This window comes from Peribacillus sp. FW305-BF15 (genome assembly GCF_058783805.1).
On sequence record NZ_JBYSYV010000012.1, the window covers coordinates 1 to 16,335 of the forward strand.

Annotated in this window: 18 protein-coding genes; 4 read left to right on the forward strand and 14 right to left on the reverse strand. The window is 39.0% G+C overall.

Annotated elements, in window-relative coordinates:
* Positions 1–244: 244 nt before the first annotated feature.
* Complete coding sequence (locus tag AC3WLU_RS14290; RefSeq protein WP_492597451.1) at positions 245–697, reverse strand: YueI family protein; 453 nt, start codon at positions 695–697, stop codon at positions 245–247.
* 225 nt (positions 698–922) lie between these two features.
* Between AC3WLU_RS14290 and AC3WLU_RS14295 the strand changes: the two genes are divergently transcribed.
* Complete coding sequence (locus AC3WLU_RS14295) at positions 923–1,666, forward strand: L,D-transpeptidase family protein (RefSeq protein WP_239858214.1); 744 nt, start codon at positions 923–925, stop codon at positions 1,664–1,666.
* A 622-nt stretch (positions 1,667–2,288) separates the two neighbouring features.
* Here the strand turns inward: AC3WLU_RS14295 and AC3WLU_RS14300 are convergent.
* The 10 genes from AC3WLU_RS14300 to AC3WLU_RS14345 form a co-directional block, all read right to left on the reverse strand.
* Positions 2,289–2,417, reverse strand: a complete 129-nt coding sequence (locus AC3WLU_RS14300; RefSeq protein WP_255256757.1) for a hypothetical protein — start codon at positions 2,415–2,417, stop codon at positions 2,289–2,291.
* A gap of 102 nt (positions 2,418–2,519) precedes the next feature.
* Positions 2,520–2,969: a nucleoside 2-deoxyribosyltransferase gene (locus AC3WLU_RS14305; protein ID WP_492597497.1), complete on the reverse strand. Its 450-nt coding sequence runs from the start codon at positions 2,967–2,969 to the stop codon at positions 2,520–2,522.
* Positions 2,970–3,265: 296 nt separating this feature from the next.
* Entirely contained in the window at positions 3,266–3,586 is a 321-nt protein-coding gene (locus AC3WLU_RS14310; RefSeq protein WP_053535156.1) for a hypothetical protein, read from the reverse strand.
* A 110-nt stretch (positions 3,587–3,696) separates the two neighbouring features.
* Positions 3,697–3,978, reverse strand: coding sequence for a DUF4190 domain-containing protein (locus AC3WLU_RS14315; protein WP_492597452.1), 282 nt, complete (start codon positions 3,976–3,978; stop codon positions 3,697–3,699).
* A gap of 441 nt (positions 3,979–4,419) precedes the next feature.
* Positions 4,420–5,070, reverse strand: a complete 651-nt coding sequence (locus AC3WLU_RS14320) for an amino acid ABC transporter permease (RefSeq protein ID WP_492597453.1) — start codon at positions 5,068–5,070, stop codon at positions 4,420–4,422.
* A gap of 14 nt (positions 5,071–5,084) precedes the next feature.
* Complete coding sequence (locus AC3WLU_RS14325) at positions 5,085–5,723, reverse strand: amino acid ABC transporter permease (RefSeq protein ID WP_057277535.1); 639 nt, start codon at positions 5,721–5,723, stop codon at positions 5,085–5,087.
* 107 nt (positions 5,724–5,830) lie between these two features.
* Positions 5,831–6,658 carry a transporter substrate-binding domain-containing protein gene (locus AC3WLU_RS14330; RefSeq protein WP_427601407.1) on the reverse strand — a complete coding sequence of 276 codons (828 nt, stop codon included), beginning with the start codon at positions 6,656–6,658 and terminating at the stop codon, positions 5,831–5,833.
* Positions 6,659–6,680: 22 nt separating this feature from the next.
* Positions 6,681–7,409: an amino acid ABC transporter ATP-binding protein gene (locus tag AC3WLU_RS14335; protein ID WP_057277533.1), complete on the reverse strand. Its 729-nt coding sequence runs from the start codon at positions 7,407–7,409 to the stop codon at positions 6,681–6,683.
* A 436-nt stretch (positions 7,410–7,845) separates the two neighbouring features.
* Positions 7,846–8,256, reverse strand: a complete 411-nt coding sequence (locus tag AC3WLU_RS14340; RefSeq protein ID WP_492597454.1) for a hypothetical protein — start codon at positions 8,254–8,256, stop codon at positions 7,846–7,848.
* Positions 8,257–8,522: 266 nt separating this feature from the next.
* Complete coding sequence (locus tag AC3WLU_RS14345; protein ID WP_492597455.1) at positions 8,523–9,425, reverse strand: AEC family transporter; 903 nt, start codon at positions 9,423–9,425, stop codon at positions 8,523–8,525.
* 247 nt (positions 9,426–9,672) lie between these two features.
* Between AC3WLU_RS14345 and AC3WLU_RS14350 the strand changes: the two genes are divergently transcribed.
* The 3 genes from AC3WLU_RS14350 to AC3WLU_RS14360 all read left to right on the forward strand — a co-directional run bounded on the left by AC3WLU_RS14350 (position 9,673) and on the right by AC3WLU_RS14360 (position 13,116).
* Positions 9,673–10,125, forward strand: a complete 453-nt coding sequence (locus AC3WLU_RS14350) for a nucleoside deaminase (RefSeq protein WP_057277922.1) — start codon at positions 9,673–9,675, stop codon at positions 10,123–10,125.
* A gap of 24 nt (positions 10,126–10,149) precedes the next feature.
* Positions 10,150–11,913 (forward strand): adenine deaminase, encoded by a 1,764-nt coding sequence (gene ade / locus AC3WLU_RS14355; RefSeq protein WP_492597456.1) that lies wholly within the window; start codon positions 10,150–10,152, stop codon positions 11,911–11,913.
* A 144-nt stretch (positions 11,914–12,057) separates the two neighbouring features.
* Positions 12,058–13,116, forward strand: coding sequence for a lactonase family protein (locus tag AC3WLU_RS14360; protein WP_492597457.1), 1,059 nt, complete (start codon positions 12,058–12,060; stop codon positions 13,114–13,116).
* A gap of 62 nt (positions 13,117–13,178) precedes the next feature.
* Here the strand turns inward: AC3WLU_RS14360 and AC3WLU_RS14365 are convergent, their stop codons facing one another.
* From AC3WLU_RS14365 to AC3WLU_RS14375, 3 genes are all read right to left on the reverse strand, one after another.
* Positions 13,179–13,976 carry an endonuclease I family protein gene (locus AC3WLU_RS14365; RefSeq protein WP_492597458.1) on the reverse strand — a complete coding sequence of 266 codons (798 nt, stop codon included), beginning with the start codon at positions 13,974–13,976 and terminating at the stop codon, positions 13,179–13,181.
* A 94-nt stretch (positions 13,977–14,070) separates the two neighbouring features.
* Positions 14,071–14,685 (reverse strand): NUDIX hydrolase, encoded by a 615-nt coding sequence (locus AC3WLU_RS14370; RefSeq protein WP_034307027.1) that lies wholly within the window; start codon positions 14,683–14,685, stop codon positions 14,071–14,073.
* Positions 14,686–14,972: 287 nt separating this feature from the next.
* Positions 14,973–16,313, reverse strand: coding sequence for an aspartate aminotransferase family protein (locus AC3WLU_RS14375; RefSeq protein ID WP_063576123.1), 1,341 nt, complete (start codon positions 16,311–16,313; stop codon positions 14,973–14,975).
* Between the last annotated feature and the right edge of the window lie 22 nt (positions 16,314–16,335).

Here is a 16,335-nt window from a genome sequence, read left to right on the forward strand (position 1 = left end):
TGTTCGGCAGAAAAATTAGCCATAAAAAACACCCCGTAAATGTTAGTTTGGTGTCTAACATTTACGGGGCAGTTCAACTCTTAAGAAAGAGAATTTGCCTACAGTTTTTTCTTTCAAAAAAAGTTCCAGTTTATTTCATAAAACCATAAAAAACCATTATGGAAAACCTATTCTTACTATCATGGTTCGAATAGTCCATCCCCTCCTTTTTTTTGTAGACAAACTAAAAACGTTGATAGTTGCATCAACGTTTTTTTAATAATTTTTTAACACAGCGTTTAAAAAAGGCTGTGAAGCTTTTCTTTTTGATGACTTGCTGGGTATGAATTTGCTTCTGTATATAAATTTCTTCTTTGTTTATGGCGTTACTTTCCGCTAACACCAGACCCAAATCGGAGTTATGATCTTTGTTTAGGACGATTTTGTAAGGAATATCATGACTCATTGCCAATTTAATATATTTTCCTAGATATTGATAGTCCATCTGACCATTTAAAAACAAATTTGAACGGGGATACTGCTTCATCATTTGCTCTATCTCCGGGTATACATTCGTTTCAAAGACTTGGCTTCTTTTTAAGACGATGACTACGCGTTCCCGTAATGTGCCCAGAAATCCCCTTCGTTCACCAGCCTTGATTTCTTTTGGACCATGGATGCCTTGTTCTAGATAGTCCTCCACCTTTAGGCGTGACAATTCTTTCCCACCTCCGCTTTCCCTTCAATAATGTATGTAATATGGCCAAAAATAGTGCCCATCATTCTTTTGATATGCATAAAAGTGAAATTGGATCTAAGTTTGACTTTTCCCATAGTTAATTAGTCTACCCTTTTTTTAATAAATTGTCACTTTAGCCTCACTTCATGCATAGGATAGTATATGTGTAAATGTAGGTTGCTTAAATGAGGGACGGGGAAAAACATGAAAAAATTAATTGTATTTGTATTGATTTTCGCCTTTAGTTTTTTGGGGTTCAGTAATACTTCAGGTGCGGCAGCAAGACAACTGATTATCATCAATAAAGCCAATAATCAGCTTGCCTATTACGAAAATGATAAATTGGTGAGGGTATTCATCGTGGCGACAGGTAAGAAAGCCTCCTACACTCCTGAAGGAAAGTTTAAAGTAGTGACAAAGATTGTGAATCGTCCCTATTATAAAGGCAACATTAGAGGCGGAGACCCAAAAAACCCTCTAGGTAAAAGATGGCTGGGGATCAATGCAAGGAATACACCAGGAAATACGTACGCAATACACGGCAATAATGATTCTTCAACAATCGGGAAATATATAAGTGCCGGTTGTATCCGTATGTATAACAATGATGTACAATGGCTTTACGATAGGGTGAGAATGAGCACTGTAGTCTTGATTGCCAGTTCGAATAAATCATTTGCCAACATAGCTGCCACAAATGGATTCAAAGTGAGCGGATCTGTGAGCCTGCCGGTAAATACAAACGCTACCCTAAAGAAAGGAAGCAGTGGCCCCCAGGTTATCGAACTGCAAAAAAGATTAACTAAACTTGGATACAGCACTAAAGGAGTAGATGGGTCATTTGGAAAAAACACCGAAACGGCCGTAAAGAAATTCCAAAAGTCCAAAAAACTTACTTCTGATGGAATCGTCGGACCAAAAACAAAAAAAGCACTAGGACTTAAATAATTTTCTCAATGATATCCACTGATTAGAGGATATCTTTTTTATATTTTAACTGTACAACCTATACATTATTACCCATATCGTCTTTAATTTTCCACCATCAGATATTGACTTTATGTTATAATTTATACATCAACGCTAATCATAATCGCACTGTCATTATATACAAGGAGGTAATACAAATGTACGATGAAATTCTAGTGAATTCCATTAAAGCAATTTTTGTTATCGGCACCATTTCAATGTTTGTGATTTTAGGATTCGTAAAAGGACGCAGGTTTTAACTTTATCCAATCGTTAAAATATCTCCCACCTGCCTGGTTTCTTGTATTATTTTCATACAGGTAATCAGGCTATTTTCTCTTTAAAAAAGGCTCTTTTCGTAAAGATTGTTGTTTTTAAAACGAAACTATTTAAGTTGATTGGAGCGGAAGTGCGAGACTCCTGCGGGAGCAGCGGGACAGGTGAGACCCCACAGGCGTTTACGCCGAGGAGGCTCACCGCCCGCCCCGCGGAAAGCGAGCATCTGGAGGGGAAATCAACCACAACTCACTACCTGGTAAATAGCAACAAAGTATGTGAAAACAGCCTAAAAAAAGCATATCCTCTATGGGCATGCTTTTCTTTACCAATTCCAATTATCCGTATTATCTAAAAGTTGATCGATGTCAAATGTATCAAGATGGAATGGAACTGACTCTTCTGCTATCGCTTCAGTGGCTAACAATAATTGGTCGATATCAATAATGGCCAAAACAGTCCTCTCCCTTTTTTAATGGTCTTTACCCTCATTTTTAATACTTTAAACAATTCGTTCAAAAGAAATTTTATTAGAGGGTCATTTTACATTTGACATTTATTTAAGAGGCAGTGAATCTTTTTCAGATCCTTCCGGAGAAAGCGTATGTATCAATTTAACCAGCTTATAAAAGGTCCCGCTGCAGATTGTTACCTCGGGCAGATTATGAAATATTGATTTTTTATTAATATGATAATTTTCTTTCTCAGGAGAATACACAATTATTTTCTTATTTAAAGATAAAGCATAGCCAAGCTCATATAGATTACCTTTTCCTGCCGTTAGGAAGATCAGCATGAAATCGGCTTCCTCTATCCCCTTTTTTTCATATTCTCCAATGTCGTCCGTTATTTGGTTTTTCTCATCATTCGCAATTAAATTCTTGTCATTCACACAAGTAAATCCTTTTGAAGTCAATTTCTTGATCAATGATTTTACTTGCTTCAAATTTTTTTCGTCTGATGCTATATAGTATTTCACACATACACCTCCAAAATATATAACTATTGATACTTTTTACCTATGTTACCTATACTATACATATTCGTTATAAAGAACGCAATATCCTTTCCCCAAAAATAAAAAATAATTAAATGGGGATTTTTTTAGCGAAACTAAAAACCATCATTCCTTTTACAGGTAATGATGGTTTTTTATATTTTATGAGTGCCACTATTATCCCCATCGACTTCAGCTTACTAAAAAAATAATAAAATAATATAATATGTACTGGTCTGACATTCCGGGTTACAAATTCAAGTAATCCAAAATAAAAACCTTGTCCTTTAACCGGCAAGGTTTTTTTATTTTTCATATGTGATATTTTCTATTTCAATTCTGAAGGGTGCAGCCTCGCATATATTAATTCCCCGATCCAGATTCACCTTTTCCATTTCGCTTGCATCCGGGATTGTTTTTTTATCGTGTATAAAATGTTCGACCATGGATTCCAACAGTTCTTGAGCACAAGCTAAGGCATCTAACCGATTCCTCCCGCTAACGGAAGAAATAATTCCTTCTCGCCTAAAATCCGGGAAACAAACTTGAACGGAAAAAGAGTCGATAATCAACGGGTGCTTTTCATAATAGAATACGGCTGGGTACTCAAAGATTTGAATGGTCAAAATATCATCCCTTCATACAATATTTAGATAATTATAATAATTATAACATGAATTTCCATTTTATATAGGTTTAAATTACTTTTCTTTGTTTGTCAAGTTAATACTTACATTCAATAGGTTGATATATCCGTATTGACTACGAAATAAAAAAACACCATGAAAATCAAAATCATGAGAACATTCAAGATTATTCCAATAATGCTGCACACTTTTCCAGCTGTCACTAAACCATTTCCAGATTCACCGGTAAGGTTCATTTCTTGTTTACTTTTCGATGCAAATATTAACCCTAAAATACCTAAAATGATGCCGATGATTGGAATAAACAGGGATAATACCCCCATGATCAATGATACAATCGGTTTGCTATTGCTTCTTTTAATTTCCGACATATTTTCCACCTTCTTTCTTCCTTTATATATACGGTTATTAAAAGCAAAAGATTCATTTTTTGTGTACTCATTCATCAATATTATTCCATTTGATTAAGTAGTCCGCTCCCTTTCCGCCGACTGTCTGCCAAGTCTCCTCGGCACAAGCGCCTGTGGGGTCTCGGCTAGCCAGTTATTCGGTTGAAGTATCATATATCTCTTCAATCCATTAAGGATTACAGTATAAAACCATGAAGGATAACCTAGTCTTAAACTCGGTTCGAATGAGTCCAGCCTACGGTTTCTTCTTAAAATATTATTCCAGTCGATTTCAGAAGTCCGCTCCTTTTCCGCCGACTGTATGGATCTTGGAGTATAAACAAGTTTTAAAATAAGGTTGAGGGTGAGACACTTCCGAATCTCCTAGACAAATAGAAAACGACTCATTTCTGAGCCGTTTTTTTAGGTGCGTTTCAATTCAAGTCTCTGGGCTATCAAAGAAAGGCTATAGTTAACTATGAAATACATGAGAGCTACCATGATCAAAATCGGTATTAAATACTTTTGACTTTGTCCATATATGATTTGACCATGATGGGTCAGTTCCGGCAAAGAGATGACAACCGCTAAAGAGGTATCCTTTAATAAAGAAATGAATTGGCTGACAATGGGAGGAACCATGCGGCGCAGCGCTTGGGGCAGAATAATATGTATCAATGCCTGTGTATAGCTCAAACCTGATGAACGGGCAGCTTCCATTTGGCCTTTATCAATGGATTTCAGTCCACTTCGAATGACTTCAGAAAGCATGGCTGACTCAAAAATTGTCAAGGCAACGATGGCTGCTGGAATGATTTCCAGTTTAATCCGTATCTCCGGCAAAGCAAAATACGTAAAAAATATGATTAATAACAGAGGTAAATTACGTACCGTTTCTACAATCAAAGCTAGTATTTGTGATAACACCGGCACTTTTGCGTATCGGATTATACCTACAAGCCCTCCAATAATGAAACTTAGAATAATGGATATAAAAGCTACCTGGAGCGTTACCCAAAATCCTTCTAATAAAAACTTAAGATTATCTGGTGTATAGGCACCTGCAAAATCCATATCTTATACCTCCCTCAATTACTCTTAGCCAGACGTTTTTCCAAATAACCAACGCCAAAGCTTAAAGGAATGGTAAGAATTAAATAAAAAGCTGCAACGAAAATGTACACATCAAACACGACAAATGTCCTTGAAGAAATCAAATCCCCGTGGTACATAAGATCGAGTCCTGCAACGACAGCCAAAATGGAAGAATTCTTTACTAAATTGATAAATTGGTTCCCTAAAGGAGGAATGACGATTTTAACGGCCTGCGGCAGTATGACGAGCCTCATGGCCTGCCCATATGTCAGACCTGATGAACGGGCAGCTTCCATTTGACCCTTAGGCACGGAGAGTATGCCTGCCCGAATTGCCTCAGCTATGAAAGATGAAGTGTAAATGGTCAAGGCTAATGTCCCTGCATATAGACCGCTTAGTTTAAGACCAAGAAAGAAGAAAAAGGTAATGATCAATAACGGTATGTTCCGAATGAACTCGACATAGGCGGTACCCAGCCAGTTTAGTGGCTTTATTGGCGCAATCCGCATGATGGCAATTAACACACCAAGAATCAAACTCGATACCAACGCGACCAAACTCGACATGATCGTATTTTTAAAGCCTAATAAATACATATCCAGATTCTCTGTTAAAATGGAGAAATCAAGCACGGCATACAACTCCTTTAACTAGTAAGGATGAGCAAAACGCTCATCCTCACAGACAAATGTTCAAATGTTATTCAAGGTCAGCTGCCCATATACATTTCCTAAAATGTTTAGTGTTTAATCCATTTATCATGGATTTCGTCGTACTTGCCTGAATCTTTAAGTGACTTAAGGGCTTTATTCAACTCTTCCACAAATTCAGAATTCCCTTTTTTTACGGCAATTCCATATGGCTCTTCGGTAAATGTACCGCCAACAAGCTCATAGCTTGGATCTTCATCTGCCATTCCATAAAGGATGGAATCATCCGTTGTCAATGCATCCCCTTGTCCGGATTTAAGTGCAGCGAACGCTTCGGAATAGTTTTCAAATTCCAGCACTTGTGCTTCAGGAGCTTTTTCACGGATATTTATGGAAGAAGTAGAGCCCTTGACAGCCAATACCTTTTTCCCTTTCAAACTATCAATACCCTTGATATCGCTGCCCTTTTTGACTAACAAAGATTGTCCCGCGTCGAAGTAAACATCAGTGAAGTCAACTTCTTTTTTACGATCTTCCGTGATTGTCATAGTTGCTACAATTGCGTCGATATCACCATTATTCAATAAGGCCATCCTAGTTTTAGAAGTCACTTCTTTAAATTCAACTTTATTCTCATCACCAAGGATTTCTGCTGCAAGAGCTTTGGCAATATCAATATCAAAGCCTTCTACCTCTCCAGTACTAGGATTCTTCAAACCGAATAGCCTTGTATCATTTTTCACCCCAAAAACGATCTTATCCTTTTCCTTCACTTGTGCTAGAACATCTTTTTCTTTGCCTTTACCTCCACCCTCTTCAGCTTTGTCGGTATCATTCCCCCCGCCGCAACCAGCTAATAAAATGACTGCCAGTAATGATAGCAAAGATAATTTTAACCATTTCTTTTTCTTCAACATGTAATTCACCCCTGTTTTTTATTTAATGATTTAATATACGGCTAAGGAATAAACGAGCCCTCTCTTCACGAGGATTGGCGTAAAACTCAGCCGGAGTTGCCTCTTCTAAAACCCTGCCTTCGTCCATGAATACGATTCGATCCGCCACTTCACGGGCAAATCCCATTTCGTGCGTAACAACCACCATCGTCATTCCTTCATGGGCAAGTGCTTTCATAACATCCAGTACCTCGCCAATCATTTCCGGATCCAAGGCTGAGGTAGGTTCATCAAAAAGCATGATTTCCGGTCCCATTGCCAAACCTCTGGCAATCGCTACCCGTTGCTGCTGTCCACCTGAAAGCTGGGAAGGAAATGAATTTGCTTTATCTCCAATCCCCACTTTGTCCAAATACTTCAGTGCAATCTTTTTTGCTTCCTCTTCGGATTGTCCCAAGACCTTCCTGGGAGCAAGCATGATATTCTCGAGCACGGTTTTATGGGGATACAAGTGAAAATGCTGGAAAACCATACCGATATTCCGACGGAGTTTGTTAATGTCCGTCTTTTTATCCGCTACATTCAAACCATTTATTGAAAGGGATCCTTCCGAAATGGTCTCTAGACGATTAATGCATCGAAGCAGTGTACTTTTTCCTGATCCGGAAGGTCCGATGACCACTACCACTTCCCCTTTCTTGATTGTTAAATTAATTTCTTTCAATACATGGAAATCGCCATAATACTTATTCACTCGGTCAAAAACTATCATAATTAGCACCCCGCCCATAATCAATCTTCGAAACTGAATATTTATAATAATCAGAATTATAAAAACGTACTATAACATTCTCTTAACTCGATTCATATCTTATGTATAATCCTTTCTTCCAATATTATTTCCCAATATTTCGATAGTGTTAGGGAAGCGACCATTTTTATTGTTATTTTAAACTAGTAATTTAAATAATATATTCAATATTCACACTTTTTATTATATATAATATTTCTTAAAATTACCATATAAACTTTAAATTGTTAAAAACGTTATCATATTTCATGATATTATTGCTATATTCCATATAAATGTTAAATTTTAACTTATTTCCCCTTGGAAAAATTCCCGCTTTTTATAAAAATCATTTATTTCCCGAAAGCTGAATACGCTTTTAATAATATAAAAAGACAGCATTTGCTGTCTTTTCGTATTATTCCATTATCGCATCTTCAAATGGTGCTGAATACAAACCCCTTGGCGCCAGCATATCCGTATCCGATTCATGAATTTCCCCATTGTGGGTATATGGACCTGCTGGAAAAAAATCAAACAAATCACTTTCCTTATGTATGATCAAGAAATAATCGTATAAATCATCCATAAGTTCCTGATGTTCATCTATTTTCATGATTTCACCACATTCATCAATTTCAAAGTTTTCATTAATCGCATCTTGAAGTTCCTCATTATTTGAATACGCGATATAAAAATCGACATCTCCGCACTCCATGCAGAGCAAGAGTTTTTCTTCCAGTGCTTCTTCAAAGGTTTTCAGGACGATTTCCTTTAGTATGGCATCAATCTTTCCAGGATTAATCAATTTAATTTTAGTCTGGAACACAAAACCCCTCCAATCAAATACTGGCATTAAAATACCAAACGCCAGTTTAATAAGCTACTCTTTAATATTAAAATGAAATTGTTGAAATCATTTTTTCATCAACACCTAAATAAAGGCCATAAGTTCATGTACCGCAATGGGTACCCAGCCCAAGATTTGGTCATCAAGGGCAATGCCTATAATTAGGCCGGATCTCGTTTATTGGATAGGAAACGTCCGATTCGTGTTTAAAATAAGTTTGCCCACATAATTAGAATCATAATCTTCTATAATACAAAGAAAAAGATGATGGGAAGCGTAATCAGGCTTAAAGATGTACTGATGAATGTAGCACTTGAAACGAATTCAGGCTCCGTATTGAATTGGAGCGCATACATTGTAGTGTTGGCCGCCGTTGGCATGGCAGCTACGATGATCATGATATGCCTGACCATTTCACCCACTGGCAAGGCAAGTGCTAACAGGAAGGCAATTGCTGGTGAAACGGCAAGTTTAAGGAGTAGCGAAACTGATAGCTTTCGATAGGCAATTTTTTTCAGGGAAATGTTGGCCAGCTGCATTCCCAGTGTAATCATGATTGTCGGGATCGCTGCGTTTGCAACAAGATTAATAGCTTCCATAACCGAATTGCTTAAAGGTATGTTCACGAACTGAAAGGCTGTTCCTGCAATAGCTCCATATACAATTGGCATTCGACATACCGCTTTAATTGCTGTATGAACTCCGTTTCCTTCAGGACTGCCCTTTGCTGCAAAATAAATGCCGATCGTGCACATCACTAACTGCTGTCCCACCATAAGGATGATTGCATAATCGAGTCCTGCGGCTCCGAATAACAGGAAAATGACGGGTGTACCGTAATTCCCGTTATTCATGAATGCCGATGCCAATATCATGCCGCTTGTTTCAGTGACTGTATAATTGCGAAAAAAAGATATAATGTAGACTACCAGTATGAGAGAAAGACAAAGTACTATCGTGAATAAGAACAGGTAAAAATAATTAATCGTAAATTCTGCGGAATAAAAAGTCCGGAACACGAGAAAAGGTGACATTAAATATAATGCCATCGTGGAAATCGATTTTGTATCAAGATTAAACTTTTTCTGACCAATGAAACCTAAAACAAATATACCGAATATCGGTAATAGAACTCCCAAAAAACCCATGCATATCACCTTCATAATTCTAATGATTTTCTTCTAACAATATCAGTTTTATAATTATTTGTAAAAATTCTTTTAAATCCTTTCGATTGCACGTCATAAATTGATTTTTCTTTATTTTCAGAAAACGATATTCTGTTTCCCCAGACATATGGTATATTGTTTATTATATTTACGTTAAAAAACGTAACATTAACACTTTTTGGTTATTAATATATGAAGGGGTGTTTTTTTAGTGGATGTAAAATTCATGGAAATGGCTGTTCGGCTTGCAAATGAAAATGTACTGGCTAAGAACGGAGGTCCTTTTGGTGCTATAATCGTAAAAGATGGCAAAGTCGTGGGCAGAGGATGTAATAATGTGACAACGGCCAACGATCCAACTGCTCACGCCGAGGTACAGGCGATTCGTGATGCATGCAGGAATCTCGACAGCTTCCAGCTTACAGATTGTGAAATTTACACTAGCTGCGAGCCATGCCCCATGTGCATCGGTGCTATTTATTGGGCACGTCCAAAAGCCATTTATTACGCATGCACTAAAGAAGACGCTGCAGTTATTGGCTTTGATGATCACTTTATCTATCAAGAACTTGCCCTGCCAATGGAAAACCGCACAATTAAAATGAAACAATTGTCTTTTAATGACCACGATTTACCATTCCGAACATGGGAAACCAATACGGAAAAAGTGAAATATTAACTGGTTTTTATGGCCAAAGGGGTTATGAATATGAAAAAAAACTTGCTTAAAAGGAGAATTGACGTTGCATCAGGAAGAACACCTGCAGATTGCGTCATTAAGAACGGGCAAATCATAGATGTATTCAATGGTGATATCTATACTGGCGACATTGCGATCGCCGATGGTTATTTTGCTGGAATTGGGCATTATGAGGGTACTTCGGAAATCGATGCTTCAGGAAAATTCGTATGCCCTTCCTTCATTGATGGCCATGTTCATATAGAATCATCAATGGTCAGGCCTTATGAACTTGCAAAAATCCTCCTTTTACATGGTGTGACCTGCATCGTTGCAGATCCTCATGAAATTGCCAATGTTTCTGGCAAAAAGGGCATGGAATATATGATTGAACAATCCGATCAACTTCCTTTTGATTTTTACTTCATGATGCCCTCTTGTGTACCTGCTACGGAGTTTGAACATTCTGGTGCTGTCTTAAGAAGTGAAGATTTAATTTCCTTTTATCAAAACCCGAGAGTGCTTGGTTTAGCCGAAGTAATGAATTTCCCTGCCGTTTCACATACAGATGAAGATATGCTGCAAAAAATATACGATGCAAACAGACTGGGCAAAAGCATCGATGGTCATGCAGCTGGATTATCCCAACAACAGCTCGATGTTTATCTAAGTGCAGGCATTAAAACAGATCATGAATGCACTACAGCGGAAGAGGCAAAAGAAAGACTGCGTAAAGGAATGTATCTTATGATCAGGGAAGGCACCGTCGCCAAAGACTTAATTAACCTGATTCCAGTTATTAATGAGAAGAACTCCCGCCGTTGTTTATTCGTCACCGATGACCGGCACCTAGATGATATAGTTTCTGAAGGAAGTATCGATCACAACGTTCGACTTTCCATAGAAACAGGTGTCCCGCCAATTACCGCCATTCAAATGGCGACCATTAATGCAGCAGAATGCTTTGGATTAAAGGAACATGGTGCAATTGCACCTGGATACAAGGCAGACTTCCTACTACTGGATGATCTTGATTCAGTCATCCTCCATTCGGTCTTCAAAGATGGAAAGCTTATGGTACAAAATAATCGATTGCTTAACTATCCAGCTGATGAGAAACAGGTTTTTACCGACGGGTTGAAGCACTCTGTTCAATTTCATGAAATAACCGGAGATGATTTCGCGATACCTTTTAAAAATGAGTTCGCTAATATTATTGAGATAACTCCAAACAGCTTGATTACAAAGCATTCGATTGAACCGGTCACACTTAATCATGATGGTCTATTTCAGTTCTCCGAACATGTTGATCATCTAAAACTTGCTGTTATTGAACGGCATCATATGACCAAACAAGTGGGCCTGGGAATCGTCAAAGGGCTCGGGTTGAAATCAGGAGCCATTGCCACGACAGTAGCCCATGATTCACATAATTTGATCATTGCCGGAACGAATGACCAGGATATGCTTCTGGCAGCTAAGGAAATCAAAAAAATTCAGGGTGGATTGACTGTAATCCAAAATGGGGAAATACTAGCTTCCCTTCCCCTTCCAATAGCTGGATTGATGAGTGAATGCAATTATATGGATGTGGTCCATTCATTGAAGCACATCGATGAAGCCTTATTGAAACTCGGTGCTAACAGGCATTTCAACCCTTTTCTTACACTTGCCTTCTTGGCGCTACCAGTCATCCCTGAAATCAAACTGACGGATCAGGGTTTATTTTCCGTTTCTGAGTTTAGGCATATACCCATCGAAGCTTCAAAGCCAGTCGATTTAAATTAACCCGCTAGGCGGGTTTTTTTCATATCTCCCAAAAAAATTCTAAAAGAAAAAGGTTCCGACTCAACATAAAATGGGAAAAGGATATATGCGCATCATCTATGTTAAAATAAAAATAAACACAATTCTTTCTTGGAGGAGATAAATATGGCAAAACATAATCAACAGAACATCATTGGATACATAGGCACTTACACAAAAGGAAACAGCGAAGGTATTTACCGATTTACTTTAGATACAGCAGAAGGAAAGCTCAGTACACCGGTACTTGCAGCAGAATTGACCGATCCGACTTATGTCGCCATCAGCCATGACAAAAAGAATCTCTACGCCATTTTAAAAGAAGCGGGCAGCGGTGGAGTTTCAGCCTATTCGATTAATGAAGATTCAGGTGAGCTTACCTTCTTAGGCAAACAACTTACACCAAATGGCTCTTCCTGCCATATAAGTGTCGACAGCAAGAAACAGGTTTTGGTCACTTCCAGTTATGGAGAAGGCGTGATTGAATCATATCCGCTTAATGACGATGCGACACCTTTGCCTGTATCATCAACTGTTCAACATGAAGGGCATGGACCGAATGAAGAACGTCAGGAAAAAGCACACACTCACTTCGCTGGTTTCACGCCGGATGAAAGGTTCATTGCTGTTGTCGACCTCGGAATAGATAAAGTAATAACCTATAAAATACATAATGGGGTTTTGGAAGAAGTAAACAGCTTATCTGTTGCTCCCGGCAGCGGACCACGGCATCTGACCTTCCACCCAAACGGTAAATTTGCGTATGTCATGGCAGAACTTGTACCAGAAGTGATTGTTTTGAGCTTCGATAGTCAAACCGGTAGTTTTTCTGAATTGCAAACGGTACGGACCGTCCCTGAAGATTTCAAGGAAAATAACCAAGGAAGCGCCATTCATATTTCTGATGACGGGCGATTCATATATGCCGCAAACCGCGGACATGATAGTATTGCCGTTTACGAAATCAATGAAGAAACAGGCAAACTGGCATTCGTGCAGCTGGTTTCCACCGAAGGACATTGGCCGCGTGATTTTTCATTGGACCCTAGCGGAAAATTTCTGATCGCTTCTAATGAACAATCAGGAAACTTGACACTATATGCCCGGAATGAACATGACGGAAAATTAACATTATTGCAAAAGGATGTTCAAGTTCCCTTCCCTGTTTGCGTAAAATTCTTATAATCCATAATAAAAGAGGATTGAAGCTTTCACTGCAGCTTCAATCCTCTTTTTTATGCCCTACTTTAATCCCAATTCTCTGCCATTTCGGGAAAATCTATATACGGGTTACGATTACCCTGCATTTCATGTATAGCGAGGTTTCTATGTTTTTCATAAGTGCTGACGGGAAAAAGCCGATGCCATTCCAAAAGCAGTGCCAGGTCGATATTGCCGCTATCGATGATTCCCTCATATCTGAGTAAAAAATACAAAGTTGCCCTCGCCACGATCCCTTTTCCGTATTCGGGCTCGAATTTACTTTCGTCTGATTTCCCGCAACCCGCTTTTATACCGGAAGCCGATCTTTCAGGGATATAATCCTCAAAATCATGATATGGATAGTTACTCCGGCTGCTATTACACGTTGGTTCACAGGCAAACAGATGATGCAAATCCCCCCTCATCGGTTCTTTTTTATCGAACCATGATTGAGGTACTACATGTTCACAATTAACGAGAATATTCTCCGAATTTGTTGATTCAATACCTCTTGACAATACTTCCAGTATACGGATATCTTCCTCAATCACTTGTGCAGGATCCATGCCTTTACCGGAATACAGACTTTTCAGCTGGCCATTTTCCTGTAAGTCCACCCATGGGTAAACATGACGATGCGGTGAGTAGTTCAGCTGGTTTTTATGGGTTGCCACAAGTAGGTCCTTCAATCCTTCCCGGTCCAAGGAACCATCTTTGTAGTATGCTAGCTTAAGTTCCTTATCTTTGGTTTCATCATAGTATTCGCGGTTTTCATTGAAGTTGACTAGTGCAGCCATTGCCATTTCCCGTTCTTTTTCAAGTACTTCAAAACTATACTTCATCCACTCATCCCCCCGCTTCTATTAAAAACCTAACTTTTACCCTAATTAAAGCTTAATAGAAATAGACCGAAAAAAAAAGGTGCTTTAGAAGGGTCTAACGAAGAATTTCAATAAAATGGGTAAGGATTTTCGCTGTCATTCCCCATATTACCCGACCATTATATAAGTAAAAATACTCTTCCATCTGTTTTGGCTGCCATTTATAATTCTCCCCGCCAACGACTAAATCATGGGGGAAGTTTGCATGCGGTTCCACTTTATATTCCACATGATAAATTTCTGGCGGTTTTTCCATGAAAAAGGAAAGCGGGACCGTAAAAATGGTTTCTACCTCAGCTGGATTAGGTATTATCCGTTGATGGTTACGAACAAATCCTGCATAAGGATAGACAATCATCCCGAATGGAGATACCAAATAATCGATCGGAAAGACGTTTTCGATATCTTCTTTTCGCAAATTAAGCTCCTCATATGTTTCCCTTAGGGCAGCAGCCTGTTCATCTTGATCCAGCTTGTCTATTTTCCCGCCCGGAAAACATATATCCCCCGGCTGCCTCCTCAGTTTGTGCGAACGCTCTTCGAAAAGAACATGAATTCCATCTTCTTTCTCTATAAGCGGTACCAATACAGCATACTTTGAAAAATTCCCACTCCCTAAAATTTCAGGGATATGTAATGTTAATTTTTTTGTTATATCTTCATTATTCATGTCCCTCACCTCTTCTGCCGGATAATATAGATATTCTATCACTACTCCTTATCATTCCATTTTCGAACATCCGCTATAACTAAGCAAGGAAAACGATTCCAAAATATCGCCTATAATTTCTATTAGATTCCTTTACCTCTTATTCTTCTTTGATCATAGACAAAAGCACCGTTCAAAGTTCCGAACGGCGCTAAAACTGACGTATCAGCCTCATTTTAAAAGCAAGTTATGTGTATCAACAGGCACATGCGTGAAATTGTTGAATATTCAGTTTCTTCATTTTATTTTCATAATTCAGCTAACGTTCGCTTTACCGTCGCTATGATGAATGCGAAATCCTCTTCAGTTATACTAAGCGGGGGAGCAAGAGTCAGGATATTATTGAAACCTGCTACTGTATCGCCATTTTTCCCTATGATCAGCCCCTTTTCTTTGCATGAAGCAATGACTTTATTGATTTTGGAAAGTTCGATCGGCTGTTTTGTCAGTTTATCTTCCACTAGTTCGATGCCTACCAACAAACCTTTCCCGCGTACATCCCCAACATTGGGATGAGATTTGATTTCTTCAAACTCTTGCAGAAAGCGTAGCCCTAACTCCTTGGACCGTTCAATTAGTTTTTCATTTTCATATATTTCAATATTCTTCAAAGCGACAGCACAGGCAGCAGGATTGCCGCCAAATGTATTTACATGCCGAAAGCGGTCATAAACGTCTGAGCCAATATACGCTTCATAAATTTCACGTTTGACGGCTGTAGCTGATAATGGCAAATAAGCGCTCGTGATTCCTTTAGCCATTGTTATGATGTCTGGTTTTACATCATAGTTCATAAATCCGAATTTCTTACCAGTTCGGCCAAACCCGCAAATGACCTCATCCGAAATGAGAAGGACACCATTTTTCTCACAAATTTCTTTGACACGTTTCATATAGCCATCGGGCGGCATCAAAATTCCGCCCCCGGTGATGATTGGTTCCATGATGACCGCAGCCACCGTTTCGCTCAGCTCCCATGTAATGGTATTTTCAATTTCCGCTGCACTTTTTTCACCGCTTTCATCCTCTGGATTTCGGTAAGAATCTGGCGGTGATACATGAAGAAACCCTGGGGCGAGAGGTTCGTATTTATATTTTCGCTGTGCCTGCCCGGTAGCTGACAGGGCTCCCATTGAATTGCCATGATAGCCGCGATAACGCGAAATGAATTTATAGCGTCCATGTTCACCCTTTTGCTGATGATACTGCCGCGCAATTTTAAAGGCCGCCTCATTGGCTTCTGAACCGCTGTTAGAGAAGAAAATCACATAATCCCCACCAAGCCATTCATTTAATTTCTCCGCTAGCTTAATAGCCGGGATGTGGCTATTCGTTAAAGGGGCATATGGAAGTTCCTTCAGCTGCTCGTAAGCTGCTTCAGCCAGTTCCGTGCGGCCATAACCGACGTTGACACACCATAAACCAGACATCCCATCCAGGAAGCGATTCCCATCAACATCCGTAATCCATGCTCCTTGCCCGTTTTTAATTACCATTGCACCAGGGGTGGGTTCAGCCCCTTTCATATGATGCCACACATATTTACCATCCATCGCTTTAAGATCCTGACCCTGTTTTTCAACCTGCATAAGCTACACTCCTCCTAAAATA